At 42.6% G+C, this 26,265-nt stretch carries 26 protein-coding genes and 2 riboswitches; of the genes, 23 read left to right on the top strand and 3 right to left on the bottom strand.

Going from position 1 to position 26,265, the window contains the following annotated elements; translation table 11 throughout:
• Positions 1 to 9 precede the first annotated feature (9 nt).
• The 17 genes from ACESZH_RS01635 (at position 10) to ACESZH_RS01555 (ending at position 15,259) form a co-directional block, all read left to right on the top strand.
• Positions 10 to 1,221, top strand: coding sequence for a hypothetical protein (locus ACESZH_RS01635; protein WP_373216212.1), 1,212 nt, complete (start codon positions 10 to 12; stop codon positions 1,219 to 1,221).
• A 12-nt stretch (positions 1,222 to 1,233) separates the two neighbouring features.
• A complete protein-coding gene (locus ACESZH_RS01630) occupies positions 1,234 to 2,193 on the top strand; it encodes a hypothetical protein (protein WP_373216211.1) in 960 nt (319 codons plus the stop codon).
• A 185-nt stretch (positions 2,194 to 2,378) separates the two neighbouring features.
• Positions 2,379 to 2,915, top strand: coding sequence for a hypothetical protein (locus ACESZH_RS01625; RefSeq protein WP_373216209.1), 537 nt, complete (start codon positions 2,379 to 2,381; stop codon positions 2,913 to 2,915).
• 249 nt (positions 2,916 to 3,164) lie between these two features.
• Positions 3,165 to 4,349 (top strand): AAA family ATPase, encoded by a 1,185-nt coding sequence (locus tag ACESZH_RS01620; RefSeq protein WP_373216207.1) that lies wholly within the window; start codon positions 3,165 to 3,167, stop codon positions 4,347 to 4,349.
• Positions 4,346 to 5,089, top strand: a complete 744-nt coding sequence (locus tag ACESZH_RS01615; RefSeq protein ID WP_373216205.1) for a hypothetical protein — start codon at positions 4,346 to 4,348, stop codon at positions 5,087 to 5,089. The genes ACESZH_RS01620 and ACESZH_RS01615 overlap by 4 nt, the downstream gene beginning before the upstream one ends.
• A gap of 145 nt (positions 5,090 to 5,234) precedes the next feature.
• Complete coding sequence (locus ACESZH_RS01610) at positions 5,235 to 5,570, top strand: hypothetical protein (RefSeq protein ID WP_373216204.1); 336 nt, start codon at positions 5,235 to 5,237, stop codon at positions 5,568 to 5,570.
• A 219-nt stretch (positions 5,571 to 5,789) separates the two neighbouring features.
• Complete coding sequence (locus ACESZH_RS01605; protein WP_373216203.1) at positions 5,790 to 6,722, top strand: zincin-like metallopeptidase domain-containing protein; 933 nt, start codon at positions 5,790 to 5,792, stop codon at positions 6,720 to 6,722.
• Entirely contained in the window at positions 6,691 to 6,849 is a 159-nt protein-coding gene (locus ACESZH_RS01600; protein ID WP_373216201.1) for a hypothetical protein, read from the top strand. The genes ACESZH_RS01605 and ACESZH_RS01600 overlap by 32 nt, the downstream gene beginning before the upstream one ends.
• A 406-nt stretch (positions 6,850 to 7,255) precedes the next feature.
• Entirely contained in the window at positions 7,256 to 7,624 is a 369-nt protein-coding gene (gene mobC, locus ACESZH_RS01595; protein ID WP_373216199.1) for a plasmid mobilization relaxosome protein MobC, read from the top strand.
• The gene (locus tag ACESZH_RS01590) at positions 7,596 to 8,849 is read left to right on the top strand and encodes a relaxase/mobilization nuclease domain-containing protein (protein ID WP_373216197.1); all 1,254 of its coding nucleotides are present in this window, start codon (positions 7,596 to 7,598) and stop codon (positions 8,847 to 8,849) included. The genes mobC and ACESZH_RS01590 overlap by 29 nt, the downstream gene beginning before the upstream one ends.
• Before the next feature lie 103 nt (positions 8,850 to 8,952).
• Positions 8,953 to 9,942, top strand: coding sequence for a hypothetical protein (locus tag ACESZH_RS01585; protein WP_373216195.1), 990 nt, complete (start codon positions 8,953 to 8,955; stop codon positions 9,940 to 9,942).
• Positions 9,939 to 10,169, top strand: a complete 231-nt coding sequence (locus ACESZH_RS01580; RefSeq protein WP_373216193.1) for a hypothetical protein — start codon at positions 9,939 to 9,941, stop codon at positions 10,167 to 10,169. Before ACESZH_RS01585 ends, ACESZH_RS01580 begins: the two co-directional genes overlap by 4 nt.
• 185 nt (positions 10,170 to 10,354) lie before the next feature.
• Entirely contained in the window at positions 10,355 to 11,344 is a 990-nt protein-coding gene (locus ACESZH_RS01575; RefSeq protein ID WP_373216191.1) for a DUF5688 family protein, read from the top strand.
• 89 nt (positions 11,345 to 11,433) lie between these two features.
• On the top strand, positions 11,434 to 12,009 hold the full coding sequence (locus ACESZH_RS01570) for a hypothetical protein (protein ID WP_373216190.1): 576 nt from the start codon (positions 11,434 to 11,436) through the stop codon (positions 12,007 to 12,009).
• Positions 12,006 to 12,983 (top strand): hypothetical protein, encoded by a 978-nt coding sequence (locus tag ACESZH_RS01565; RefSeq protein ID WP_373216188.1) that lies wholly within the window; start codon positions 12,006 to 12,008, stop codon positions 12,981 to 12,983. The genes ACESZH_RS01570 and ACESZH_RS01565 overlap by 4 nt, the downstream gene beginning before the upstream one ends.
• 4 nt (positions 12,984 to 12,987) lie before the next feature.
• Positions 12,988 to 15,054 (top strand): VirD4-like conjugal transfer protein, CD1115 family, encoded by a 2,067-nt coding sequence (locus ACESZH_RS01560; protein ID WP_373216186.1) that lies wholly within the window; start codon positions 12,988 to 12,990, stop codon positions 15,052 to 15,054.
• 19 nt (positions 15,055 to 15,073) lie between these two features.
• Positions 15,074 to 15,259 carry a hypothetical protein gene (locus ACESZH_RS01555; protein WP_373216184.1) on the top strand — a complete coding sequence of 62 codons (186 nt, stop codon included), beginning with the start codon at positions 15,074 to 15,076 and terminating at the stop codon, positions 15,257 to 15,259.
• 91 nt (positions 15,260 to 15,350) lie between these two features.
• On the opposite strand, the gene ACESZH_RS01550 is transcribed toward ACESZH_RS01555, so the two are convergent.
• The 3 genes from ACESZH_RS01550 to ACESZH_RS01540 form a co-directional block, all read right to left on the bottom strand.
• Positions 15,351 to 16,154: a helix-turn-helix domain-containing protein gene (locus tag ACESZH_RS01550; RefSeq protein WP_373216183.1), complete on the bottom strand. Its 804-nt coding sequence runs from the start codon at positions 16,152 to 16,154 to the stop codon at positions 15,351 to 15,353.
• A gap of 63 nt (positions 16,155 to 16,217) precedes the next feature.
• A complete protein-coding gene (locus tag ACESZH_RS01545; RefSeq protein ID WP_373216181.1) occupies positions 16,218 to 17,081 on the bottom strand; it encodes a leucine-rich repeat domain-containing protein in 864 nt (287 codons plus the stop codon).
• Between the two features lie 26 nt (positions 17,082 to 17,107).
• Positions 17,108 to 17,258: riboswitch (cobalamin riboswitch) on the bottom strand.
• A 23-nt stretch (positions 17,259 to 17,281) separates the two neighbouring features.
• Complete coding sequence (locus ACESZH_RS01540) at positions 17,282 to 18,127, bottom strand: leucine-rich repeat domain-containing protein (protein ID WP_373216179.1); 846 nt, start codon at positions 18,125 to 18,127, stop codon at positions 17,282 to 17,284.
• 198 nt (positions 18,128 to 18,325) lie between these two features.
• Positions 18,326 to 18,523, bottom strand: a riboswitch (cobalamin riboswitch).
• Between the two features lie 329 nt (positions 18,524 to 18,852).
• Between ACESZH_RS01540 and ACESZH_RS01535 the strand changes: the two genes are divergently transcribed.
• The 6 genes from ACESZH_RS01535 to ACESZH_RS01510 all read left to right on the top strand — a co-directional run.
• The gene (locus tag ACESZH_RS01535; RefSeq protein WP_373216177.1) at positions 18,853 to 20,010 is read left to right on the top strand and encodes a DUF4430 domain-containing protein; all 1,158 of its coding nucleotides are present in this window, start codon (positions 18,853 to 18,855) and stop codon (positions 20,008 to 20,010) included.
• Positions 20,007 to 20,894 (top strand): energy-coupling factor transporter transmembrane protein EcfT, encoded by an 888-nt coding sequence (locus ACESZH_RS01530; RefSeq protein WP_373216175.1) that lies wholly within the window; start codon positions 20,007 to 20,009, stop codon positions 20,892 to 20,894. The genes ACESZH_RS01535 and ACESZH_RS01530 overlap by 4 nt, the downstream gene beginning before the upstream one ends.
• Entirely contained in the window at positions 20,867 to 22,576 is a 1,710-nt protein-coding gene (locus tag ACESZH_RS01525; RefSeq protein ID WP_373216173.1) for an ABC transporter ATP-binding protein, read from the top strand. Before ACESZH_RS01530 ends, ACESZH_RS01525 begins: the two co-directional genes overlap by 28 nt.
• Positions 22,558 to 23,295, top strand: a complete 738-nt coding sequence (locus ACESZH_RS01520) for an ECF transporter S component (protein WP_373216171.1) — start codon at positions 22,558 to 22,560, stop codon at positions 23,293 to 23,295. Before ACESZH_RS01525 ends, ACESZH_RS01520 begins: the two co-directional genes overlap by 19 nt.
• Positions 23,292 to 24,182 (top strand): energy-coupling factor transporter transmembrane component T, encoded by an 891-nt coding sequence (locus ACESZH_RS01515; protein WP_373216169.1) that lies wholly within the window; start codon positions 23,292 to 23,294, stop codon positions 24,180 to 24,182. The genes ACESZH_RS01520 and ACESZH_RS01515 overlap by 4 nt, the downstream gene beginning before the upstream one ends.
• 855 nt (positions 24,183 to 25,037) lie before the next feature.
• Positions 25,038 to 26,265: hypothetical protein (locus ACESZH_RS01510; protein WP_373219842.1), on the top strand; the 1,228-nt coding region annotated here is incomplete at its 3' end.

Genomic DNA, 26,265 nt, shown 5'->3' with positions numbered 1-26,265 from the left:
GGAGAAGTCATGTATAAGAAGAAAAATAATGCACCATTGTACATCACAATCGCTGTGGTTGTCCTGGTACTTGCCGGGATGGCGGCAGCAACCTATATAAAAAAAGGCAGGGAGAAAGCTGTGCAGGAAGCACAGGCACAGGCAGCGGAAGAGATTCCTATGCATGATGTCCTGCTTTATAAGACCAATGCAGCCAGCATTGAATTTGAAAAAGAATGGCTAAAAAGCGATAATGATACAGAATCGGTGCTTCGGATTCAGGAAGATACGCTTGTTACATTGATAGTAACACCGAAAGAAGGATACTATCTGGAACAGGCAGATATCGTAGACTATGATTTCCATGAGGTGAATAACTTCCTGCGGGAGACATCAACAGAAGCAATCCGGGTAAATTTTGTCATGCCGGATACGGATATCATCATTAACTTTGACTTTGCCAAGATGGAGGAAAATGAAGAAAAGATTCCGGAAACAGAAAATGCTGCCGATGCAGAAACAGAACAGACAACAGAAGTATCTGAACCGGAATCACCTTATGGGCTTACGCTTCATGGCGTGACTGCAGATGTGATCTTATCTTTCAACGGGCAGTTTGATGACCGGGAGTTCCTGCAGCAGCTGGGGGATGCGCTGCATATCGATTCCGCGCGCTCCGAGTATCGGGAAGTTACAGATGTAACGTTCAGTTCCGAAGCTTATGAGGGGGAACAGGAATCGGACAAAGTATACCACTACATTTATTTCAATGAAGACCCTGCATGGAGGTTGTTGGCTACTTACTATCTAAAGGAGGATACCTACCTGTTTACAGAGCTTGTGGAAGAGATGGAAACAGAAACACAGGCACAGGATTTCAGTCAGGGCAGCGGAGCATACAATACCGGACAGTCTTCTTATGGAAACTCCTATAGTGGTGGAAGCACTGGAGGATATGGAAACGGCAGTGTCCAGACCGTAACGACAACCACAGCATTTGATATCATGCAGGTATCCACTACTTTTCTGGCTTATGTTGGTGGGAAAGAAGCATTTTACCAGAAAGCATTTGAATATGTGCTTTCCAGTGGCTTGACCGGAAATATCATAGGTACAATGAGCAGCTATGAAATTCTTCCGGAAGAGCAGAAGGCTGAATTTAAGATCACGCTCAATACCGGCGGCAGCATAAAAGGCACTTATTCAAAGGCAAACGGGAAACTTCAGTTTTCAGGACTGTAAGGATGGTGACGTATGGAAGATAAAAAGAAGACAGGGCAGGAGCAGAGCAGCAAAGCAGCGGTGCAGCGGATGAACAGAAATTTTTTTGTGGTTCTGGGAATTTTGCTTTTACTGCAGCTGGGAATCGTTTTGTATTGCGCAGTGACTGACTTAAGAGAAGAAAGAAAAGCAGTAAGCGAAACAGAAAGCCTGACAGTGCGCGTGGTCGGTCTGGATGAGTTGCAGGAACAGCGGCAGGAGGTGGAGGCAGCGGAATTGGAAACACAGGAACAGGCTGCAGAAGAAAGGCAGATGCAAGAAGAGCAGTTTCTTTCCCTGATTTTTGATGATAAGGGAAGCACTGTGGGCAAGGGCCAACTTAAAATCTCAGGGTTATTCGCAGCTACCAAGACACAGCTTTCTTTTCGGGAAGCTGATTTCATTGCAGAGCTGACTGATTTTTTGCAGGAACAGAAGATTGATGCATCCGAGATCGTATTTGAAAAGGAGATCATGACTTCTGCAGAGAACGTATCCGGATATCAGCTGGAAATTCCGGGAAATGAAAAGCTGCAGTTGGTTGCGCTTTTCTTTCCAAAGCTGCCGGGTCAGTATTTATTTACGATATTGGAAAACGAGGAGCAAAAGGTACAGGAGTATACGGAGCAGCAAAATGTAGTGGTGGAAACACCAGCTACGGTACAGGTTCAGACCGAAGTGACGGCAAGTGAAAGTACATACGATGCATCAACGCTTTCAATCACAGGTATTCCAGAAAAACTGCTGAACTATCTGGATAATCGGTATGAGCTGCAGTACAGCCTTTATGATTATCTGTACAGAAATGGATATCGGGATGTGAAAAGTGTAGCTGTTGAAAGTTATGAAATCCATGCCGAAAAGAAAGAAGCAGAGATTGGGCTTGTAATGGAAAATGGGGATAAAATCATAGGTATTTATGGTAAGGAAAAGAATACCTATTTGTTTTATTGATACTGGAAAAGATTTCGTTGTTAGGCAGAATGGTGGAACGAATGTTTGTCTTTGGGGTCGGTATATGTTACAATAAATTAATTCCGGGAAAGGATGAGGAAGATTAAGAAGAAAAGAAGAATAAGCTATATAAAAATATGCTTGGGTACATCTTATATAAATATGAAGAGAGGGAGTGCTTTTACATGAACGTAGAAAAAAAGATATCCGAAGAGAAAATAATTGGATATGACTGGCAGGGCGGGAAACTGGTGGTTAATCCATTTGAAGCGGAAAGTGTAAAATGGATATTTCAGAGTGTAACGGACTATACAAAACAGCCTCCAAGAAATTTGGTTGATGCTGCCATTGAGCGTCATCGTATCTCCGAAAAGGTAGAATTAAGCTACGAAGAAGCAATTTCAAAAGTCTATTACTGCGAAATACTTGATTATGTGACCGCAGAGTTAAAACAAAAATATAAATTATTCAAGCAAACTTCTTCTGATAGCGATATCGAAGAATGGAAGCGGATTTTGGCGCTGCCATTAGAGACGGTTGAGCAGCAGTTAGCGAATATATCATCAGACAATGAGAAAAGTCATGAACCTATTATTTCAAGGGAATTATTTGAAGCCGTGCAAAGTATGAAAAGCGGACATATGACATCCGAAGCGCAGAAGGAGCTGTTAAAGAAGCGCGCGGCGGAAACTGGTTTTATTGTAGATATGAAATGTTTGTAATTAAAAACAGTCCTGCAAGTGCGGGACTGTTTTTTATCCATTTGTGATTGGAATTGTGATTAAGGAGACTTTTTTCGGTTACTATTGAGATAAGAATATTAGATAAATGCCAAATGATATTAGAGCATTATGCACGATATCTAAAAATCAAAAAATGTTTTATATAGTGAGAAAAATGATATTTAGATATGGATATTTTTTGTAACAATGCTATAATAAAATTACTAAAATTTTTGTTCGGAGGATACTATGGTAATAAAGGAAATCGGTATCAGGAACTTTAAAGCGTTATATGATGTAACAATAGAACCGGGAAAGGTTAATGTATTTATTGGAGCGAATGGTTCTGGTAAGTCTACTGTTTTGGAAGCAATCGGTATTCTAAGTGCGGCAATGACAGACAGGGTCAATAACAACAGTCTTCAGAGAAAAGGTGTTCGCTTGAGTGCATCACAATTATATAAATCTAAATTTAAGACTATTGAAAGAGAAAGGTCTACCGTTGACTTAGATATCAAATGGGAATCTGATATGAAAGAATACGAGTATTCTGTTCATTTAACTACGCCCAAAGATACAGACTATGATTCATGGAAATATCATTCGGAAAATATATGTGAAGATGGTGCTTCTGTCTGGGGAAGAAGCAACAGATCGTCAGTGCAATTAAACAATAGTATTGGGTATTTTATGCTTGCAGAAACCCTGAATAATCATGGTTGCAGAAAAATGGGAGAGTATATTGAAAAATATGGAATATACCAACCAGATACGCTTACTCTCAGGGGAACCATTGCTGATACAACGCAAATTACGCCGTTGGGGCTTAATGGCGGACGGCTTGCAGATGCGCTGGAAGATATTATTAAAACAATTGACGGAGATGAAATGTTAGGGTCTCTTTACATGGAAGAGATATTAGATTTGATAGATTGGGCATCTGATTTTAGGATAACAGTTCCGAAAAAATCAAATCTGAATCCTGGAGTACCATCATCCAGACAAATCATTGAATTCAGTGATAAATATTTGAAGGGAAGTGCATCTTTTACAGGATATGATGCCAGCGAAGGCGCTTTATATGTTTTATTTATGCTTTGTCTGGCAATGCACCCGGATACTCCTAAAATGTTTGCTATAGACAGTTTTGATCATGCTTTGAATCCTCGGCTTGCCAAGAAAGTAATGGAAGTGTTCAGTCAGTTAATGTTGGATTCTGGTAAAACAGTATTTTTGACAACCCATAATCCGCTGGTTTTGGATGGGCTTGATATTAGCAATGAGCAGATTAGATTATTCACAGTTGGAAGAAACAAGGCGGGGCATGCTGAGCTGAACCGAATTCAAGTTTCAGAAGAATTATTGAAATCAGGACAGCCCTTATCACGTTTGTGGATCAATGGACGTTTAGGAGGTGTTCCGGACCTGTTATGAAAAAAGTGATCGGTATAGTCGGAGAAGGACCAACGGATTATCTTGTGATAAAGGAAGTGATCGATCATATTTCCGGGGAAGAAAATACCTATATCAGACTACAGCCCGAACCGAATTTGGAAGGGAAATTCGGGAATGGGTGGAAAGGTGTCTGGAAATGGTGTGAGGATACATCAGGCATATTGGAGCAGATGTTTTGTGATATTATTCCAAAGATGGACATGCTTGTGATACAAATGGATGCGGATGTATCACGAAAGGAAAAAGAAGTGCATTGTTTATGCGAACATAACAAATGTGACAATAAAGCAGAGGTACATCCACTGGAATGCGATAAGATAGGGAAAAAGGAATGTCCTGTTGTTTTGCCTTGTGAAAGTCATACGCCATCGCCAGATGGATATGTCGGGCATTTACATGCAATGATACTGAAGTGGCTTGGATTGGAAGAAGAACAAGAAAACATTCTTATAGTGATCCCGTGTGATAGTACGGATGCGTGGATTGTAGCCGCATACGAAGAATTTGAAGATGTGGAAACTATCGAAGAGCCTTGGAATACCATTATTGCAAAAAAGAAAGAATATCATGAGATAAGAGTACCGGGAAAAAAGAAAAATGTATCGGTATATAGTAAGTTTGTACTTCAATTAATAAATAACTGGGGAGCTGTTAGAGATAAGTGCCAAAGTGCGAAAAATTTTGAGGATGATATCAGGAAGGCTTTGCATATCTCATAGTTTCAACATAAAATAATGTTTGTACATTGTAAATGAAAACGTAGAGAACCATGAGTAGAATCTGGTAAAAACTACAAAATGAAGGAATTTGTCAATTGATTTCATGATATAATCATCTGCAGAGTATAAATGTGATGGTGAATTTATGATAATTGAAAATTGTTTTTGTGAACTGAAAAATAAATATGGCGAAGCGTTTTGCTGGAATAGAGCAGACAGAGAAAAGGATGCACTTGTAGATGAAGTATATAGTGAGATAGGACAGGATCATCCTTTGTATGGGATGAAGCTGTTCTGCCTTGCAAAACATGAATCAAATGACAAGGTTTTGTTTTGCACGGAATATGGGCAGTTTGTGGTGATTCATTTGACTTATAGTAATAAAAATGATTCTGGATATCCAAGATACAAATTATTTGATACACACCAGGAATTAAAAAAGTATTGGGAGGCGGAGATTCAGGAAAATAAACAGGTGTGAAATTTTAGTGTTGAATTACCTTTGAATACTGTTATGAATTGAAGTTAGATGATGTACTTATATAAAGAAGACAATGTGGCACGGGCAACCGTGCCATTTTAATACAAAAAAATAAAAGAATGAACTAGAGGGCAGCCGATCAGGCTGCCTTCCTTCGTACAGGAGGTGATTCAGATAACGAAAAAAAGTATCTATGACATCATGCAGGCCAAACTTCTTTTGAAACTGGAAGAAGCCATGCAAAGCGGTGAGCAGTTCACATGGGTAAAACCATGGAAAGGAGCACCGTATCCCTGCAGCTATAATTACCCATCCAAACCATTTTCTTCCCCGATCAATCTGCTGTTTCTGGAAGCGGGGGAGTATTTAACTTTCCAGCAGATTTGCAGCCATCCGGATGCAAAAATCAAAAAAGGAGCAAAGCAGGAGATCGTGTTCCAACGGTTTCCAGTATTCAAAAAGGATGAGAACGGAAAGAAGGTACTGGATGAAACTGGCAATCCGGTGATCGAACGGTTTCAGCTGAAATACACCAGAGAATACCACATCTCAGATGTGGAAGGAATTAAAAGTCATTTTGTTCCCGTTGATTATGAGCATGTCAAAACAAAAAATATGGAGATGGCAGACCTTTTGATCGCCGCATACAGTCAGGCACATGGCGTGGAAGTCAGTGAACTATATGGAACTGGACAGGCCTACAATCAGGGCAGTCGGGTAGTGCTGCCGGATCGGCGGCAGTATAAAAATGTTTATGAATATTATTCCACTGCGTTCCACGAACTGGGGCATAGCACCAGAGGGGAACTGTACCGGGGTCAGCTGGAATATGCGCAGGAAGAGCTGGTGGCAGAGATCACGGCATCACTTCTTTGCGCCAGCCTTGGACTGGAAAATGAAGATGCATTCCGGAACAATCTGGCATACCTGCAGCACTGGCATGCGCATGTAAAATCTGTAAGACCAAAGGAACTTTACTTTGCTGTGGAAGCGGCGAAGGCAGCGGCGGAACTGATCCTGGATTCCTGTCCGGTTGTGAAGCAGTATCTGGAGCCGAAGATACAGCAGATCGATGAACCGGAGCAGGAGGCAGCCAATCTTGGAAAGGAGGCACAGCTTGATGGAACAGGAAGAAACGGTAAGGCTTTGTGAGGAACTGGAGCTTCTGTTTGAGCATATGGAAGGACATATTACTCTGGAAGAATATCATGCCCGAATGCAGCAGCTGCAGAGGGAACGGGAAAATATTTTGAAAGATTCAGGGATGCTTGCGGAATAAGGGGCATGTGAATGGGGATGATCTGCTTGGTTATCCGTTGTCTTGTGGTGCTTCTGCCCCTGAAGCAGATGCGCTGCGTTTCATCAGCCCTTGAAGTAATGATGACAGCGGTTTGACGGCAAAGACGGCAAAATGCTGTCAAAGCTGGCAGAATGCTGGCATTCTGGCGGCGGGAAAACATTTTTTCGTTTGAAAAATGGCAAGATACGCATTTGTATGACAAATGCACGCAGTTAGGGGATATCCCCCTAAGACCCCGGTAAAACCAGTTTTTTTTGCTGGCAGAGCAGACCTGTGATGGCAAAATGCTGTCTGTGACAGCTTTGCTGGCAGGAGGACAAAAAGAAAAAATGGACAGGAAAATCAACGGTACAAATAATAAAAAATTAGGGAGAGGGGGAAAAGGATGGCAAGGCTGACCTGCAAAAAAGAATTCCGGTGTACTGCAGAAGAAGCTGCATGGATAGAAAAGTGTGCAAGGCAAATGGATATGACAGAATCCACTTACATGCGTTACCGCTTGCGGGAGAAACAGAAGATCCGCATGCCGCCGGATATAAAAAATCTTCTTCAGGAACTGAAATATTATGATCTGAAGATCGGAACCAATATCAACCAGATCGTCCGGTCCTGCAATTCCAAGCGTTTTATCACGCAGGCAGATTATCAGAAGCTGGTCGAATATCTAACCCTGATTGACCGGAAGTATCAGGAGACACTGGACAGGCTGCAGGAGGTGCTGGACTATGGCGGTGACAAAGCTCCGGAGGATTAAGGAGACTTCCGGGAAAAGTCCGGCAGCTCATTTAAAGAAGAATCTTTTTTATATCTGCAATCCGGAAAAGACGCAGGGTGGCATCTACGTAGGCGGCAATGCCGGGATCAGCCCGGAAGAGATTTACCGGACGATGCTGCGGAATAAAGAATACTGGCAGAAAACAGATAAGACCCAGGCATACCATTACATGCTCTGTTTTCCACCGGATTGCGGGATAAAAGAAGACCTGGCCTATCAGGTTGCAAAAGAGTTCTGCGAGGCGCTGCTGGGAGACCAGTATTATTATGCTTTTGCGGTACATAACGATAAGCCCCATATGCATGTCCATATCACGTTTGATTCCGTAGCAAAAACGGATGGTTATAAATTCCATTCCCCAAAAGGAGACTGGCAGAAGCGGATCCAGCCGATCACAGACCGGCTTTGCCGGAAATACCATCTGCCGACTTTGGAATATCAGGAAAAAGAACGCACCGGGATGCATTATGGAAACTGGAAAAAATACTGGGAGCCAAAGAAAGTCTACTATGACTGGAACGATATCATACGGGATGACATAGATGAAGCAATTCGGTATAGCGTTTCCATGGAAGAAGTTCTGCAGTATCTGTCCGAGCAGCAGTACGTGATCCGAAATGGCAAATACCTTTCTTTGAAGCCATACGGAAGAAAACGGGCGATCCGGACCGGAAGGCTGGGACCGGGTTATACAAAAGAAGAGATCATCCGGAGGATACAGAATAAAGCTTTGGAACCGGAGATTCAGAAGCGGTACAAGACCTATGGGAACCGTGAGGAAATCCGGCAGATCATTTATGCGAAAGTGCAGCGCTGCCCAGGCTGGAAGATGAACGCCATGCAGAGGCAGTTTTTCCAGAGATGGAACAATACCTACTATATCCGCAAGCCGGGAAGATACCGGCAGGCATGGAAATATAAAGCAGATATTCTTGAGGTGCAGAATCTGGCAGATGCACTGAACTATCTGATCACCTATGATATTGGGGATGAACAGATGCTGCTTGAAAGGCAGAAAAAAGTGCAGCAGGAAGCGGATGCCCTGCGGCTGAACGTAACAGTGCAGCAGAGCGCTCTTCGCAGAAAAAATGCAGATCAGGATACCGGAAAAACAGAACTGACACAGCTTCGCAAAGTGTTAAGGGACTGTAAAAAGGAGCTGGCCCTGATTGAAAAAACGAAAGAATTATTCTATAGCGGTTAGGCCCAGAGGGACTTCCAGCAGGAATGCGGTCTGGAAACACCAGAGCAGGAGACGGATAAAAAGCAAAGAGAATCTAAAGATGGAAGGAGGCAGATAAAACAGGATGGAGACAAAGAAGAACAGATCGACAAAGATCGTCTGGGAAAAAGATATGGATGATCTGGAAGGAAAATACAGGAGCAGCACAGAGCGGTATCCTTACTTAAAGGAAGAAAAATACTGCCATAAAAGAGAGCAGCTGTATCTGATGCTCCAGTATGGGATGTCAGATACGTTCATAGACAGCTTTTTTAAATGGGATGAAAATATTTCTTCTCGTGATTTGGATTTTGTCCGGATGACGGCAATGCTTTTTGGTGAGAACTTTACCACGGAGCATTTTTATAAAAAAGAACACACGCTGGAGCAGGCGAAAGAACTTCTGGCCGGGCACGTGGTTCAGATGCGCCTTGCAGGACTTCCGAAGCTGGAGGAGCTTTTGCAGGAGCAGAAATGGATGAAAGAGCGGTTTGAGCTGCAGTGTGAATTTCTGGAAAAGGAACGGGAGCGGTCAAAGCAGCACTTTGAAGAACTGCTTGCAAAAGAGAGAGAACTGTGCGAAGAGCGGGCCAGCAGTGAGCGGCTAAAGATGGAACTGGAATACGGTTCACTGGAAGAAAAGTTCAGAAATTCCGAGAAAGAGAAAGTGGAACTTAAAGAAAAACTGGATGATGCCACAAAGCAGAGACAGAACGAAGCGGACCAGTGGGAGGCGGAAAAAAACAGGCTGTTAGATAAATGTACAGAATTGAAAGAACGTCTGGAGCAGGACGGGGTACATACCGATGCGCCAAAGGAAAGTTATTTTTCGCAGCTGCGCAGCAGAAAAGAGCAGCAGCGCAGACGCAGGGAAAAGGAAGAGAAGAACCGGCTCATTCTTACCGTGATCTCTGATTCCGACTACTCTAAAGAACAGCTGGAATTTATCATACAGGCAGTTCAGTCAGAATTATCCCTTCCGGAGCTGCGGCAGCTGTGTAATCCTAAGTTACCTATAAAAAGCATGGAACTTTTGGAACAGTTCTATCTGGAGCAGAGAGGAGGCATAGGATGATAGGCATGGCAAATGCAAAGATTGATGCACTGCAGGCAGCGTGTATCGAAATGATTGATTATATGGAAAAGGCGAATGAAACATTCAACCGGATCATTGCAAGAGAACTGGATGTGAAGCTTCGGTGGGAGCAGTTCTGTCAGAGCAGAGGACAGGAAAAGGAAATTCTGAAAAAACCGGAAGACAGAATTGTAGATACAAGAAAAACGAATAGGAAACAGAGATAAAAGCTGTGACAGATCTGATCTGCCATGGCTTTTTTCATAAGAAAGCAGGAGAGGAGGGAGCGTATGCAGTTATTGAAATGTGAGTCTTTGAAACAGACCAGAGAAAACCAGAAAAAAAGATACGGAGCATATCTGGACAAAGCAAAGCAGATGAAAGAAAGCAAAGAGAAAGAAGGGAAATAAGAATGAATTTTGATGCGTTTTGTATGTATGTAAAAGAGCATATCCATGAGTATCTTCCGGAAGACTATAGGGAGTACAGGGTAAGAATGGAAGATGTGGTAAAAAATAATGTGGGAAAACTGCGGTCTTTTTCTCTGAAACAACCCGGATCAGGGAGCAGTCCGGTACAGTATATGGAGTTGTATTACGAAATTTACCAAAAAGGAATCCCATTGGATGAGATCCTGCCTGTAATAGCCGAGCGTCAGCTAAAACTGGAGAACATGAAATCAGAGATTACAGAAGAGGTGTTCAGTATCCTGGATGATTTCAATTTGGTAAAAGACCGCATCATGATCTGGGCGGTCGGGTATACGCTGAACCGTGAAATGCTGAATGGTGTGCCGCATAAAGTCATGGGTGATATAGCGGCAACCTACAGAATATACTTCGGCAGAGATGGTGAACTGGAAATGAGCTGTCTGCTTGATGACAGGCTTATGAAAAGCTATGGTATCACGCTGGATCAGCTGCATGAAATAGCAGTGAACAACAGTATGCATGCTATGCCAGTGGAGATCATGGGATTAAATGCCATGATGCGGGAAGTGACCGGTGACGGAAAGATTGTGCTGTATCCGGATAATGGCATGCTGGTTGCGACAAATAAACAGAACTGTCACGGGGCAGCCATTGCTTTTTATCCGGATGTATTCGAAAAAAATGGGATACCGATAGAGCAGTATTATATCGCACCCAGTTCCGTGCATGAGTTTATGCTCATACCGAAGCATTTGATAACCCTGGAAGGGGCGAATGAGATGATCAAAGAAATCAATGAAAACTATGTGGAGGCAGATGAGGTTTTGTCCGATCTTGCCCACGAGTATGACCCGGTTTCCAGGCAACTTGTCATCGGCGGTACATTAGAGAGAAACAGGACTTTAGAAGTATATGCCATAGAAGAGCCTGCAGTATTGCCAGTCTCAAATTCGCCTGCATGGGGACTATAATTTGCAGAACCTGTCATGTACAGCATGGCAGGTTCTTTTGCTGAAAAGAGAAGAAAGATTCAGGAAAACAGTATTGAGGGGGCGTTGCCATGAAGATTGAATCAGATATGAGGATCATCAATAAAAATGGATTGGTGGCGATCGGCAGTATCACGCTGGATGAGATTATCACGATCCAGGACGTAAAGGTGCTGGACCGGTCCAGTGAGGAAGAAAGGGCGCAGGGAAAAGAGAACTGGATGATCTCCATGCCCAGAAGAAAAGGAAAAGAGGGATGGAACGGCGTGATATTTCTTAGAAATGCCGCCATCCGGGAAAAGATAGAAGAAAAAGTATACGAAGGAATCCGTAAAAACCTTATGTGTGATCTGAATGCAGAGCCGGAATTTGATGTACATATAACGCTTTACAGCAAAGATACATTGGCTGGATATGCAAATGTACTATATGAGAACGCAGTGGAGATACGGGGGATTCAGATACATCGGGATAGAGAAGGAATCCGGATCAAGCTGCCGTATAATCTGAATGATGGAAAGTTCCAGAGCCTGATCCAGATGAATACAGAGCGGGTATATGATCTGCTGAAAGTCAAAATAGAAGAAGCCTATCATCATACGGTACAGGAAAGAGAAGCTTGCAAAGATGGGAGGGAACGCAGATGAGTGAAGTAAGCGATGCAACCCAGCTTCTGATCGTAACAGGAAAAGGAGCATACCTGCTTGGGAATATCACAGTAAAAAGCGCAGCTCTGGTTCTGAAAGTTCTTAACACTATCTATCTCGCAAAATGGAAGGGTAAGGTATCGCTTAACCGGTTCAGGAGAATCTGCGGCGGGGATTTTGTTTTTATCAATATGGGAAGTGAAGAACCAAAGATACTCCGGGGCATTGAAGCGGAAATGAAAGCCCACGGGATTTTATTTGCAAGGCTTCCTGATCTGTGCGGTGGGGATGGCAGGACCCAATATGTCATCCCGCCGGCAGATATGGCAAAAATGAAAGCCTTTCTGCTGGATCATAAAGTAGGAAAATACGGTCATATCAAAGTAGGTCCGATCAGTCCGGAGGATTACGCAAAGACCGGATTGACGGAGGCAGGCAAACCCACAGAGGAACTGGCAGAACTGACCATGTCCGCACTTACGGCGCTCCCGGAAAAGAAACGGGAGCGTGAAGAGCTGCTTTCGCTGGGAGATGTACTGAAGGTTCCGGAGGTATGGGATGCGGTCAAAAAGCATGATGCAGAGATTGATTTTGGCAGACATGTGAGCTGGATCAAAGGGAAGCCGCTGAAAGAGCATTCCAGCTGGGGCATGTATCTGATGCCGGATGGGATCCATGCGGACATCATCCCAAAGCAGGATATTGTGCCGGAGCGGAAAAACGCAGTTACCGGGAAGCTGATCCCTGCGGAGTATGCGGTATTCGATGCAAGGGAGTATATGGTATTTAATTTGCAAAATGGAGACGGCCGTCTGCAAAGAGGAAGGGATGTGGTACTTTCTATGAACAGAGCAAAACCGGCGAATCCTCTGAATAGGAACGAACTGCAGGTACGCAAAGAAAAAGAGCAGAAGGAACATGGCCTGCATGATAAAACCGCAGTTTTAAAAGAATCACAGAAATGGGGCAGGTGATGGGATGCTGCAGAAAAGAAAACCTAACCATGGCTTTTTTCTGATGATGCTTCCTGTCAGTTTATATATTGGATATTGTCTTGGAAATGGAAACTGGCAGGCAGTTACCATTGAAACATTGTCAGACTGTCTGAAATACTTCCTTACCCATCCACTGCCATTTCACTTTACAGAGCAGACTGCGCAGGGATGCGTGGCAGGAGGAGTGATCTGGGGGATCGCTTACCTTTCACACATCAGTTCCATCCGGAATTTTATGCCCGGAAAAGAATATGGTACAGCGAGGGTTGCGCAGCCAGCAGAACTGAACCGGAAGCTGCAGGATAAAGATCCTGCCAATAATAAGATTCTTTCCGAGCATCTGCGGATCAGTTTTGATACGAGACTGACCGGTATCAATAATAATACCATTGTTATTGGCGGAAGCGGATCAGGAAAGAGTTTGCGCATGGTAAAACCAAATGCTTATAACTGCGGCACACAGTCTTACATTTTCTGCGATCCAAAAGGGGAGCTGTTGCGGGATACTGGAAACTATCTGGAAGCGCATGGATACCGGATCGTGGTGCTGAACCTCGTGGATATGGAATCTTCGGATTGCTATAATCCATTTGAATACATACGAAAAGATGAAGATATCATTAAGCTGATCAATAACCTGATGGCAAATACAACTCCAAAAGATGTAACCAAGGGAGATCCTTTTTGGGACCGGTCGGAGGGAATGCTTCTGCAGGCTCTGATGTATTATGTCTGGTATGAGTATCCGAAACAGGGAAAGGCGGCAAATTTCCGTGGTTTATTGGAACTTCTGAATAAGGCGCAGGTACAGGATAATCCAAAAGAGCCGTCAGAGCTGGACCGGCTGATGTTTCGGCTTCCAGAAAACCATCCGGCACTGATTACCTACAAAAAGGTAAAAAGCGGTGCTGCAGATACGATCCGGTCCATTATCATTACCGCCAACTCACGGCTCAGTTATCTGCAGAACCCAAATATCCTGCGGATTCTTGATAAGGATGAAATACAGATTCCTTTTCTGGGGGAAGGAGTATATGAGAATCCGGAACGAAAGACTGCTTTATTCTGTGTGATCCCGGATAATGATAAGTCCTATAATTTTGTCGTAGGGCTTCTCTACACACAAATTTTTCAGGAATTATACTATATAGCAGACCACAAATACGGAGGCAGGCTGCCTGTCCCGGTGTCTTTATGGATGGACGAATTTTCAAATGTCGCATTGCCGGACAGCTTCTGCGAACTGCTTTCTACCATGCGCAGCCGTGATATTTCCTGCAATATCATCATCCAGAATCTGGCTCAAATAAAGGCATTATTTAAAGATACATGGGAAACAATTCCGGGCAATTGTGACAGCTTCGTTTTCCTTGGCGGCAATGAGCAGAGCACGTTTAAATATGTGTCGGAAATGCTTGGAAAGGTTACAATTGATAAGAAATCCACTGGCGAAACAAAAGGCAGCCATGGCTCGAGCAGCAGCAATTGTGATGTGCTTGGCCGTGATATGATGGCACCGGATGAGGTACGGAAGCTGGACAATCAGAAATGTGTGGTTCTGGTGCGTGGATTTGACCCGGTGATTGATGAGAAATACCGGATGCTGGAAAAGGATGTTTTCAAAGAGTCCTGCAGTATGGGTGCATATTGTCACCACCGGGAAAGGGAAGACCTGTATGAGACTGGACGTTTGGCATTTTTCTTGGATGGTAAAGGCGCGAAAACAAGAGAAGAATCCTACCGAATGCAGGTAGAATTGTATAAAGGTATATTTGCAGAATCAGAGATCGGTGAAGAACTGCAGGAGCTGAACGAGAAATATTTGTACCTGCCGGATTCTTATCATGGATATGTGGCAGAGGAGCGGGAAGCTCTTCCGGTGTTTTTCAAAGAAGTGGAGGCTGTAAAATCAGGCAGCAGCGTATTACATAAGCACTGGCTGAGTGGCTATTGTTTAGATGGGGAATTTTATGCTGTAGAGAATAGTGACAGAGACACGATTTTTTGTGAAGGAAATCGTGTGACTGTATTAATGCGGGCAATGATGTAAAAAGGAGAATAGGGTTTGCATGAAAGAAATACAATTATTAACGGAAAAAGATCTGGAATATTTCAGGAAAAAACAAAAGGAAGGGAGTGCTGTGATATTGGAACTTTCGGATGAAGATTTACTGCGATTGGATTTCGAACATTTGGAGAACTATAGGATAAATTCCATCATTAAGAAAAAGATGTTAGAGATATTCAAGGAATAATTCAATGAAAGTCAAAATGATGCAGAAACTGCTGTAACTAATTATGGCTACAGCAGTTTTACAAATTCTATTTCACATGGATAAAACAGGACTATTTACATACCGGCATATAGATATATGTATTTTCTCCCAGATAACGCTCAAAATTGAATTTGCTTTCATCATATTTCCATTCGCTGTTATCAAGCCATTCTGTATAAATGTATTTCCATGTTTTCTGAATGTTAGCATGTAATTCATTCACATCTTTTGCCTGCGGAACAGTAAATACAGCATATTCCGCTTCCGGGATATGAATAAGAGACATACCTTCCGGTACATAGTCAGTGTTTTTTACGATAGGTCCGAAATAGTAGCAGAGTTCTCCGGTTGTACTGTCTGGATGAAGCCATGCTCCAATCTCAGAATATCCGTCATAAGTCAGCTTCTGGTAATCTTCCAGACTTACAGAAGAAAAGTCCTTTCCAAGCCAGTAAGCAGTGTTGCTTATAAAGTCAAATTCACCTTCCGGTTTGGCAAGGCAGTAACATGCTGCTGTAAAAGCATCCATTTTTTTGATTTCCGGTTTCATCATAATCCTCCATTTTTTATATTCGGTAGGAGACATTCCGTATTGTCTGCGAAATGCTTTGGCAAATCCGGATTGAGTATCAAACGCATATTTGCAGGAAACATCCATAACGCTTTGTCCATACAAAAGATCTTCAGCCGCCATGGTAAGACGAAGATTTCTGATATAAGCTCCTACAGAATAACCGGTAACATTGGAAAAAACATGACAGAAGTGATACAGGGAATAGCCTGATTCTGATGCCAGTTCTTCAGCAGTAATCGGTTCTGTAAGATGTTCCAGAATATAATTCTTACTTTTTTCAATACTTTCCAGATAAGTCATATTCTTTGCCTCCTGTATTTACTATAGCAGGAACAAGGATTATTTGCGCGTCCGTACTTGCGATTATTTCCAGATAGAAAATTCAGGTTCTCCTTCCAGATATTCTACATTCAGTTCATTTTCCTGACAATATTTATCCATAACAGAACCTTTGTAGCATCGGATCGTAGTCTGGCGATTGATAATTTCTTTTCCTACAAATTCCGGATTGTGTCTGATTTCCAGATATTTCAGGCGATTGCATCCATGAAATGCCTGGCTTCCGATATGCTTTACTGAGGTTGGCAGAACGACAGAGATCAATTTTGTGCATTTGAAAAATGCTGCTTTTCCAATATATACCAGAGAGTCCGGAAGATGAAGTTCCGGAAAACCGCAGAAATAAAATGCTTCCTCACCGATGTATTTCAGATTCTTTGGAAAAGGAAAGTTTTCCAGATTTTTGCATCGATAAAAGGCTCTGCTGTGGATTCTCTGTACGCTGTCCGGTAAAACCAGAGAAGAGAGCGCATTGCAGTTTATAAACGCTCCGGGTCGAATTATCTTCAGTTTACTGTCGGATGGAATAGTGATATTATGCAGCATGCCGTTATAAGCAAAGAGACCATCCGGAATAATAGTCACAACAGATGGGAGAGTAGCCTTTTCAAGTGTGAGGCATCTTGCAAATGCTCCAATACCAAGTTTTACTACTCTTTTTGGAAGATGTGCTTCTTTCAGACTGGTACAGTTGAAAAAAGCTTTCTCTTCGATTACACGTAAAGAATCCGGGAAAGAAACGCTGTTTATTTTCCGTTTATTTGAAAATGCTTCTGCTTCAATGACCGCAAGATCAGAAGGAAGCTGTATATCACGCTGAACATAACGGGAGACATTATCGGGCGAGATGGTAAGTCTATTGGTGAAAATTTGTGTTGTTACAGCCATAAAAACTCCTTTGTATAAAAAGAAACGGGTCTTTTTTCGCTTTAAGCAGATGGCTGGCTTGTGTAAAACATACACTTACAGCAACACAATAGCTCAGGATTTTCACCTGTATTTCCTCTTGGCTGTTGTATGAACGGATCGTATGGATACAACAGAACTTAAAACCGATATTTTTTCAATTATTTAATTATGAATAGCATTTAGTCTTCAAGATATTCAACGGTTAATTCATTATCCTGACAATATTTATCTACTACAGAACCTTTATAACAACGAATAGCAGCAGCACGGTTAATGATCCATTCCCCGATAAACTCAGGATCATGACGTATGGTAAGCGTCTTCATTCTGTGGCAGCCGTGAAAACACCATTTGCCGATATGTTTGACAGATGTCGGAAGTTCTACATGAACCAGATATTTGCATTTGAAAAATGCGCTTTCCCCCAAATATTCCAGAGAATCAGGCAATTGCAGATCTTCGAGACCGCAGAAATAGAATGCAGAATTACCGATACTCTTTAAATTTGGTGGAAAATGTATCTCCCTTAGTTCTTTGCAGCGATAAAATGCACGACTTCTGATTTCAAGAAGACTGTCCGGAAGATTCAGTTCTTTCAGAGAATCACATTCAAAGAAAGCACCGGATCCGATGGTTTCTGTCTGGCAATTTTCCGGAAATATAACCTTTTTTAAACGACGGTCACTGTTAAATACTTCGTCTTTCAGATCACGGAGCATAACCGGCATAGTTACACTGGAAAGTGCCGGACATTCAGCAAAAGCGTACACACCAATCTCTGTTACGCTGGCAGGAAGGTTTATTTCTCTCAGATAGGTAGATTTATAAAATGCCCTGGTTCCAATCGCTTCCAGATTCTTTGGAAAATCAATCGTATAAATTGTGTGATTTTTATAAAATAACTGAGACGGAATTTTTGAGACGGAATCCGGCAGTATGGTATGTTTGGCTACATATTTGGCAACATCTTTATGGGTTAGAATATCACATTTTAAATGGGGGGGACACACTGACGGGGATAACATAAAAAACTCCTTTACGAAAACTGTTTTATTGTTTTCCTGTAAAGGATAAAAGATGGGTATACACATGACCATCAGGTGGTTAAACTATCGAATAAATACAGGAAAACTCCGGTAGAGATGTAATTGTGACCTCTATACATACACGGAGCGATTCGCACATCAAAAGAAAACCACCTCCCATTTTCCTATTACGTGTAGTATATGGTAGTAGCTTTAAGCAGGTATTCTGACTCACGCAGTAACGTTATATCTCCCTTCTCATGGACGACCACAATGGATATGAGGTATAACTGCACGTTTACAGCAGCACGACTGTTCCGGATTCACACCGGATTCCCTCTAAGCCGCAACAGTGGGATACCCCACAGTCTTGGAACTTAAAACCGATAGTTGTATAAAATAATATTAAAATTTCCTTAATCATACATGAAATTACTGAAAAAGGCAATATTATTTGACAAAAAGTTTTTGGCGGAGTATACTCATATAGATAATATTGTGATTTTATGTGTTATTCATATGTGGGAAAGCTTCAGCGAGCAGATGTGATTTCTGCACAGGTGTGTGCGCAGCCGTATAGTCGGCGAGCTGGGGTTTTTGGTATAAGACGAGGTGGTTTCGCACGAGAACGCCTGTCAGGTAATGTAATTTCTTCCAGGGGATTACATTACCTTTTTTTTGCGTTAATTTTTATCAGAGCATTCTTAAAACAACAGGAGAATGAAATGGAGACAAAGGCAAAAAAGCGACTGTTCAATGGGATTATGATACTGATACTCATTGTTCTGGCAGCGGCAGGTGTGTTTACAGCGGGAAAGATTCAGGGATGGTTTGGCGGTTCGAAAGAGACTATTCTGACCAGCAAAGCGATAAAAGGTGTTGCCGATATGGAGCGAAAAGGAATCGGATATATGCTGGATTCCGATGCTGCACTTCAAAAAGGCGATGCAATTGCAACCAGAGAAGGAGCACAGGCGGAATTGCTGATCAAAGAGAAGGGCAGTCTTGTGTTGAATGAAAATACAGAAATCGTTCTCACAGAATGCAGTACAGAGTCTATGATGCTGGAATTAAAGAGAGGCGAACTCTTTGCAGATACAGTGGCATATGAAGGCACATTTCAAGTATGTCTAGGAGAAATGAAAGCAGAGCTGACAGGATGTGTTTTCTCTGTGGATGTACAGGAAGAAAAAAGCAATATCTATGTATACGCTGGGAAGGCAGAGATTCATCTGGCAGATGGTACAGAAAAAACAGTAGATGCAGGAAGCATTCTGATGGTTGAGAAGGATACTGTCTGTCAGTCGGAAGAGTTGCAGTCAGATGTTCTGAGTGATTTCCTTCTTGGCCGGTTACAGAACTGTATAAGTGCAGAACAGCTTTGTTTTACAAGTGCGGAACTTCAGAAACTACAGGAAGAACGTACGAAAGAAAAACATGCAGTGGCAGAGGAAAAGCTGAACGGACACCAGACTGCAGAAAAGGAATGTACCGTTACCATTCTCTGCAATACTATCCTTGACAACATGGATCTTCTGGATGCAGGAAAAGAAGCATACGTACCGGAAGATGGTGTGATCCTTGCAGAAACCATCGTAGGATTTGAAACAGGTGAGACAGCGTTTGATGTGCTGAAACGGATCTGTGAAAGTATGGACATTCAGATCGAATATTCCTGGACGGCAGTATACGACAGTTATTACATTGAAGGTATCAATCACCTGTATGAGTTTGACTGCGGCAATGAGTCCGGATGGATGTATAAGGTAAACAACCAGTTTCCGAATTACGGAAGCTCCGGCTATGAGTTACAGGATGGAGATCAGATCGTGTGGCAGTACACCTGTAAAGGATTCGGAGCAGATGTGGGGGCAGAACAGTGAAAGACAGATTTGCAGCATATCATCCAGTGATCAATTTTACATTTTTCATCGGCGCGATCATATCAGGAATGTTTCTGATACATCCGTATTTTCTTCTGTGTTCCGTGATACTGTCAATGGTTTACTACCTGATTGTAAGAGGAAAAGCAGGACTGCCGTTTGCAGGCGGGATGGTGTCACTTCTGGTGGTGTTATCCGTACTCAATCCATTATTCAACACACTGGGAGAACATGTTCTGTTTACATATTTTAGAAGACCGTACACAATGGAAGCATTGTTTTACGGAATGGCGCTGGCTGCGGTAATGGTATCCATACTTAGTTGGTTTGCATCTTATAATGCAGTGATGACCAGTGACAAGTTTCTGTATCTGTTTGGAAGAATGGCGCCATCGGTTACGCTGATCCTGACGATGGTACTTCGTCTGGTTCCCTCTTATAAAGATAAAGTGATCCAGATGAACGGCGCCAGACGATGCATTGGAAAAGGGGCAGATACAGGTACCGCAAAAGAAAGAACAGAGCTTGGAATGGTATTGTTATCCTCTTTGATGTCCTGGGCACTGGAGGGCGGTGTCGTTACAGCAGACAGCATGCGAAGCCGTGGATATGGGTGCGGAAAAAGAACGTCCTTTTCTTTGTATCGGTTTGAAGGCAGAGATAAATGGATGATGGCACTTATGATATTGTTTCTTGGTATGGTGGTGTTTTGCTGTACAAGAGGAGCAGCAGATGTTACTTATGTTCCGGAATTTCAGATTAAAGGATTCGAGGATCCTTATCTTGCGACAGGGCTTTTGGCTTATACAGCATTTCTGGCGATACCGTCAGCAGTAAATATTTGGGAGGAACTGAGATGGCGCAGTTTGAGATCAAAGATATGAGTTTCTATTATCCGACAGACAAAAAGAAAGCAGCTCTGGCGGGAATAAACTTAACCATTGAACAGGGGCAGTATGTAACTGTGTGCGGCAGGAGCGGAAGTGGAAAGACCACACTTTTAAAGCACCTGAAAAGTGTGCTGGCTCCGCACGGAAAACTGACAGGAGAAATCCTGTTTGAAGGAAAACTATTAAAAGATGTGGATCTGCGTACCCAGTCCTCAAAAATCGGTTATGTCATGCAGAATCCGGATAATCAGATTGTGACAGATAAAGTATGGCATGAACTGGCCTTTGGTCTGGAGAGCCTTGGGGTAGATCAGAAAACGATCCGCCTTCGTGTGGCAGAAATGGCAAGCTATTTTGGTATCCAGAGTTGGTTCCATAAAAATGTAAATGAACTGTCCGGAGGTCAGAAACAGCTTCTGAACCTGGCATCTATCATGGCAATGCAGCCAAGCGTTCTCATTCTGGATGAACCGACCAGCCAGCTTGACCCGATTGCAGCATCAGATTTTTTAAATACGGTAAAAAAGATTAACCGTGAACTGCGGACAACAATCATCATTACCGAACATCGGCTGGAAGATATTTATTACTGCTCGGATAAAGTAGTTGTAATTGAGAATGGAAAGATCATTGCAGAAGATGAGCCGCGCAAGGTCGGTGATTATCTGCAGAAAGAAAATAATGAGATGTTTGTGGCGATGCCGACACCGGTACAGATCTACTATGGAGTACAGGAAGGGCTGAAAAATAGTCCGGAAATAACTGCGGTAACAGGAAAATGTCCGCTTACCGTAAGAGAAGGTGCAGAGTGGCTGGATGAATTGTTCAAAACGAATGTGCCGGAGCATACGTCTGTGGATAAAGAAGAAAGCAGGATAGATCCGGATAATGTCACAGATGCGGCAGTGCTGGTGAAAGAAGCCTGGTTCCGGTATGAGAAAGACAGTCCGGATGTGCTCAAAGGCATCACACTGCAGGTTCCGAAAAATACCCTGTATGCAATCGTCGGAGGAAATGGTACCGGAAAGTCCACTACTTTAAAAACAATTTCAAATATCTGCCGTCCGTATCGCGGCAAGGTACTGATCAATGGTAAGAAGATTGATAAGTACCGTTCCGGTGAACTGTTTAACGGTGTACTTGCCATGCTTCCGCAGGATCCACAGAGTCTGTTCGCCAAAAAGACCGTGAGAGAAGAACTGGAAGAGATGGTATCCGGTAAAAAAGAGGATCATCAGAAAGAAATCGGGGAGATTGCAGACCTGTGTGATATCACCCATCTGATGAAAAGCCATCCCTATGATCTTTCCGGAGGAGAACAGCAGAGGGCAGCGCTTGCCAAAGTTCTTCTGACTCATCCGAAGATATTGCTTCTGGATGAGCCGACTAAGGGAATCGACAGTTTCTTTAAATTAAAATTTGCTGAGATTATGGAGCAGTTAAAAGAACGCGGAGTGACGATCATCATGGTATCCCACGATGTGGAGTTCTGTGCAAGATATGCAGATCTGGTAAGTATGTTTTTTGACGGTGGTATCGTGACAACCAATACCCCAAATGCATTTTTCTCAAAGAACAGCTTTTATACCACAGCAGCCAACCGTATGAGCCGCCATGTGTTCAGCAATGCAATAACGAATGAGGATGTGATTACATTATGTCAGAAAAATCTGTAAAAGCAGCGAATCGGAAAAAACATACCTGGATCAGTATCTCAATGATCGCGGTCCTGTTTCCATTATTACTGATCGTATCCAGATATTTTGGAAACCGGAGATATTATCTGTTCAGTCTTTTATTTATCATCTTTTCCATGATTCCGTTTTTCCTGAGTTTTGAAAAACGCAAACCAGAAGCACGTGAGATTGTAACACTTGCTGTTATGTGTGCAATCGCAGTAGGTTCCCGTGCGGCATTTGTGATGGTACCTCATTTCAAACCGATGGTGGGTATTATCATTATCACCGGTATGGCATTTGGCGCAGAAGCCGGATTTCTGACCGGAGCAGTCAGCGGCTTTGTCAGCAACTTCCTTTTTGGTCAGGGACCATGGACACCGTGGCAGATGTTTGCCTACGGTATCGCCGGTTTTCTGGCAGGACTGCTTACAAAGGCAGGGATTCTCAAACAGGAGAAAAAAGTACCGGCAGCAATCTACGGTGGAGCCGTAGTATTATGTATCGTTGGTCCGTTACTGGATACGTCCACACTGTTTACTGTAAGTGCAGTGATCACAAAAGAAGCTGCAGCGGCAACCTACCTGTCCGGATTACCGGTAAACGCCATTCATGCAGCAGCTACATTTATTACCGTTCTTGTACTTGGTAAACCGGTTCTGGAAAAACTGAACCGTATCCGTATGAAGTATGGCATGATGGAAGAGGAAGAAGTATGAGATTCGACAGCTATCATCCGATGATCAATTTCATATACTTTACTGCAGCGATCATCTGTGCGATACAGTTTCAGCATCCGATGTTCCTGATGATTTCCTATCTGGCAGCGTTTCTCTATTCCGTAAAACTGAACGGGAAGAAAGCACTGATCTTTAATCTGTGCCTGATACCGCTAGCAGCAGCGTATACCGGATGGTATGCTTATTATAATCATTTTGGTGTTACCGTTCTTCGCCTCAATATGATCGGGAATCAGATCACACTGGAATCAATCATAACAGGAATGGTAAGAGGAATCACAGCAGTCACTGTGATCATGATTTTTACCTGTATCTTTACTATCGTATCTGCAGATAAGATCATCTATCTGTTTGGCAGGATTTCACCGAGACTGTCCCTGTATTTATCTGTCCTGCTCAGATTTGTTCCAAGAGTGAAGCAGAGAGCAAAAAGGATTGAGCTTTCCAGAAAAGGAATTGGAAAAGGCTGCCTGCAGGGGGATATCCTGCAGAAAATCCTGCATACCTGTGGATTTCTTTCCATCCTGATCACATGGACACTGGAGGACTTTGTGGAAAGTGCAGCTTCCATGAAGTGCAGAGGATATTCCTTAAGAGGAAGAACAGCATTTTCTATCTATCGCTTTGACAACAGAGACAGAGGATTTGTGATCGCTATGTTTGCCTGCCTGATGGTGTGTGCAGCAGCAGTATTATTTGATCAGACAATGATTACATACAGACCGGAGATTATCATGAACCGGATCACCCCGATATCTTATGTGTTTTATGGTGTGTATGCTCTGTTTTTATTATTGCCGATGATTTTGCAGGTGATCGGTGAAAAACGTTTTGAAATAAAAGGTTTGACATTAACTGTAAGATGACTTACAATACATACAGATGAAGTCGTGAGAATTTTATGCGGATGACGCATAGGAAGCAGGTGAGAATCCTGCACAGGAACGCTACTGTGTGATGTGAAAACATCGAGTCAGATCTATTCTCATGATGGATGTACATTACTCTTCGGACTCAAGAGGTACAGTGGTCGATTATTTGGTCATGCCTTTTTGTCCGGCATGGCTTTTTTGTGTTAAAGGAAAGTTCTCCGAATTTTCCTTTAACACAAAATATTATGCACACGGGCACGTATGGAAAATGTTGCTGCGCAACCGTGCCCGGCGCGGTAAAAAAATGTGCTTCATATACGAAAATGAAGACCGCGGGGATGTGCGAAGCACATTTTTTTATTTGTTAAATCATGGAACTTTAAAATTGTAAGTCTTTAAAATCACTCTAAACACCAGATGAGAAAACTGCTGTGTTTGATTATCGCCTGTCAGCATGGCAGGTTCTCTGAGGAGGATGAATTGGAGTGAGAAATTAATTATAAAAAAATTATATATGAACTGTAGACAGAAATATTTTCTGTTTTATGGTTGTGTACAGGCCCATCAGGAACAACAGTATTTTTCGCTGACTGTTGGGGACAGAGAAATTGAAAACATTATGATATTGGTGAAATTCCAAAGCAAGTGCGTACGTTCCCGTAATAGCCGGGGCATGATGGTTTCCTCTTTTTAGATATGAATCTGCGTACATGGATGTCTATCAGATAACGAAAACTTAGGAAAGTTAGCGTTATCTTTTTTATTTGCAAAAAAACATTATAAGCAAATAAAAGCTGAATGGACTGTGCGCGTATAGATTTATAAAACTATTTAAAAGGAGGAAAAAATATGAAAGCGAAACAAAAGCTGTATCGGTTTTTGTGTATCCTGCTTACATGCATGATGGTGCTGAATGCACCGATGTCTGTACTGGCATTTGAAGATGTGCAGATCTTGGATGTAGTGGAAGAAGCAGAAATCGTGGCAGGCGAAGAATTTTCATCTGATGAAGTGGTATTTGCAGATGAAGAAGTGGTAGAGGAAGTAGTAGAACCAGAGGAACAGGTTCTGGATAACTCGGCAGATGAATTAAGTCTGTTTGAGGATGAGAGTCCGGAACTTGGAGAAAGTATTGAGATTACAAGTATCGAAGAAGTTACAATTGATACGATGGAACTGTTTGCAAGTGGAAATGATGCACCGACAACAGAAATCCCGTTCACAGTATCTGTAAATGGAGAGACAGTAGAACTGGAAGATGGCGGCGTAGATGAGAGTGACAAAACGCAGTATTGTGATGTTTCTGCACCGAAAAAAGTAATCGCAAAGGTACCGGCAGGAACAACATCAGTAACGATTGCAAATGAAACAGCAAACATGATGATCATGGATACGCCATGGCATAATTTCCTGGATACAGGTACAAAGAGCTATACTGCAGAAGTCGGAGAAGACGGAGCAGTATACTGTATTCAGGCAGGAGAATACTATCATCTGTATATTGAGGTAGAAGAAGCGGAAGAAGCGAAACTGACAGATGTAAATCTGATCGTACCGGAATCCCTTACAGCAGAAGCAGATGGTGTTACATACAAGTATGTAACAGGTGAAAGATGTACATTCAGCTATGAAACAGTACCGGCAGGTCTTGAGACAACTCAGAAATGGAACCTTCAGGATACTAATGGAAATAAACTTAACTGGGAAACACCAACTATGAGCTGGACATTTTCAGGCGGTGAGTGGACATTAGAACTCAGTGTTACATATGGAGAAGATACCATCACAAAGACAATCTACCTTAAAGAAGGTGGAGAAAGCGGAGAAGGCGGAGAGACTCCGGATGCACCGACAACGGAAATCCCGTTCACAGTATCAGTAAATGGAGAAACAGTAGAACTGGAAGATGGCGGCGTAGATGAGAGTGACAAAGCGCAGTATTGTGATGCTTCTGCACCGAAGAAAGTAATCGCAAAGGTACCGGCAGGAACAACATCAGTAACGATTGCAAATGAAACAGCAAACATGATGATCATGGATACGCCATGGCATAATTTCCTGGATACAGGTACAAAGA

It is taken from the genome of Ruminococcus sp. 5_1_39BFAA, assembly GCF_964240875.1.
GTDB lineage: Bacteria > Bacillota > Clostridia > Lachnospirales > Lachnospiraceae > Blautia_A.
The sequence above is the reverse complement of the archived record's forward strand: the minus strand, read 5'-3'. Positions and strand labels throughout refer to the sequence as shown.

What these genes read in the sequence shown, in the direction of transcription:
- ACESZH_RS01635 (WP_373216212.1), top strand. Translation starts at nt 10, where the DNA reads ATGTATAAGAAGAAAAATAATGCACCATTGTACATCACAATCGCTGTG.
- ACESZH_RS01630 (WP_373216211.1), top strand. Translation starts at nt 1,234, where the DNA reads ATGGAAGATAAAAAGAAGACAGGGCAGGAGCAGAGCAGCAAAGCAGCG.
- ACESZH_RS01625 (WP_373216209.1), top strand. Translation starts at nt 2,379, where the DNA reads ATGAACGTAGAAAAAAAGATATCCGAAGAGAAAATAATTGGATATGAC.
- ACESZH_RS01620 (WP_373216207.1), top strand. Translation starts at nt 3,165, where the DNA reads ATGGTAATAAAGGAAATCGGTATCAGGAACTTTAAAGCGTTATATGAT.
- ACESZH_RS01615 (WP_373216205.1), top strand. Translation starts at nt 4,346, where the DNA reads ATGAAAAAAGTGATCGGTATAGTCGGAGAAGGACCAACGGATTATCTT.
- ACESZH_RS01610 (WP_373216204.1), top strand. Translation starts at nt 5,235, where the DNA reads ATGATAATTGAAAATTGTTTTTGTGAACTGAAAAATAAATATGGCGAA.
- ACESZH_RS01600 (WP_373216201.1), top strand. Translation starts at nt 6,691, where the DNA reads ATGGAACAGGAAGAAACGGTAAGGCTTTGTGAGGAACTGGAGCTTCTG.
- mobC (WP_373216199.1), top strand. Translation starts at nt 7,256, where the DNA reads ATGGCAAGGCTGACCTGCAAAAAAGAATTCCGGTGTACTGCAGAAGAA.
- ACESZH_RS01590 (WP_373216197.1), top strand. Translation starts at nt 7,596, where the DNA reads ATGGCGGTGACAAAGCTCCGGAGGATTAAGGAGACTTCCGGGAAAAGT.
- ACESZH_RS01585 (WP_373216195.1), top strand. Translation starts at nt 8,953, where the DNA reads ATGGAGACAAAGAAGAACAGATCGACAAAGATCGTCTGGGAAAAAGAT.
- ACESZH_RS01580 (WP_373216193.1), top strand. Translation starts at nt 9,939, where the DNA reads ATGATAGGCATGGCAAATGCAAAGATTGATGCACTGCAGGCAGCGTGT.
- ACESZH_RS01575 (WP_373216191.1), top strand. Translation starts at nt 10,355, where the DNA reads ATGAATTTTGATGCGTTTTGTATGTATGTAAAAGAGCATATCCATGAG.
- ACESZH_RS01570 (WP_373216190.1), top strand. Translation starts at nt 11,434, where the DNA reads ATGAAGATTGAATCAGATATGAGGATCATCAATAAAAATGGATTGGTG.
- ACESZH_RS01565 (WP_373216188.1), top strand. Translation starts at nt 12,006, where the DNA reads ATGAGTGAAGTAAGCGATGCAACCCAGCTTCTGATCGTAACAGGAAAA.
- ACESZH_RS01560 (WP_373216186.1), top strand. Translation starts at nt 12,988, where the DNA reads ATGCTGCAGAAAAGAAAACCTAACCATGGCTTTTTTCTGATGATGCTT.
- ACESZH_RS01555 (WP_373216184.1), top strand. Translation starts at nt 15,074, where the DNA reads ATGAAAGAAATACAATTATTAACGGAAAAAGATCTGGAATATTTCAGG.
- ACESZH_RS01550 (WP_373216183.1), bottom strand. Translation starts at nt 16,154, where the DNA reads ATGACTTATCTGGAAAGTATTGAAAAAAGTAAGAATTATATTCTGGAA.
- ACESZH_RS01545 (WP_373216181.1), bottom strand. Translation starts at nt 17,081, where the DNA reads ATGGCTGTAACAACACAAATTTTCACCAATAGACTTACCATCTCGCCC.
- ACESZH_RS01540 (WP_373216179.1), bottom strand. Translation starts at nt 18,127, where the DNA reads ATGTTATCCCCGTCAGTGTGTCCCCCCCATTTAAAATGTGATATTCTA.
- ACESZH_RS01535 (WP_373216177.1), top strand. Translation starts at nt 18,853, where the DNA reads ATGGAGACAAAGGCAAAAAAGCGACTGTTCAATGGGATTATGATACTG.
- ACESZH_RS01525 (WP_373216173.1), top strand. Translation starts at nt 20,867, where the DNA reads ATGGCGCAGTTTGAGATCAAAGATATGAGTTTCTATTATCCGACAGAC.
- ACESZH_RS01520 (WP_373216171.1), top strand. Translation starts at nt 22,558, where the DNA reads ATGTCAGAAAAATCTGTAAAAGCAGCGAATCGGAAAAAACATACCTGG.
- ACESZH_RS01515 (WP_373216169.1), top strand. Translation starts at nt 23,292, where the DNA reads ATGAGATTCGACAGCTATCATCCGATGATCAATTTCATATACTTTACT.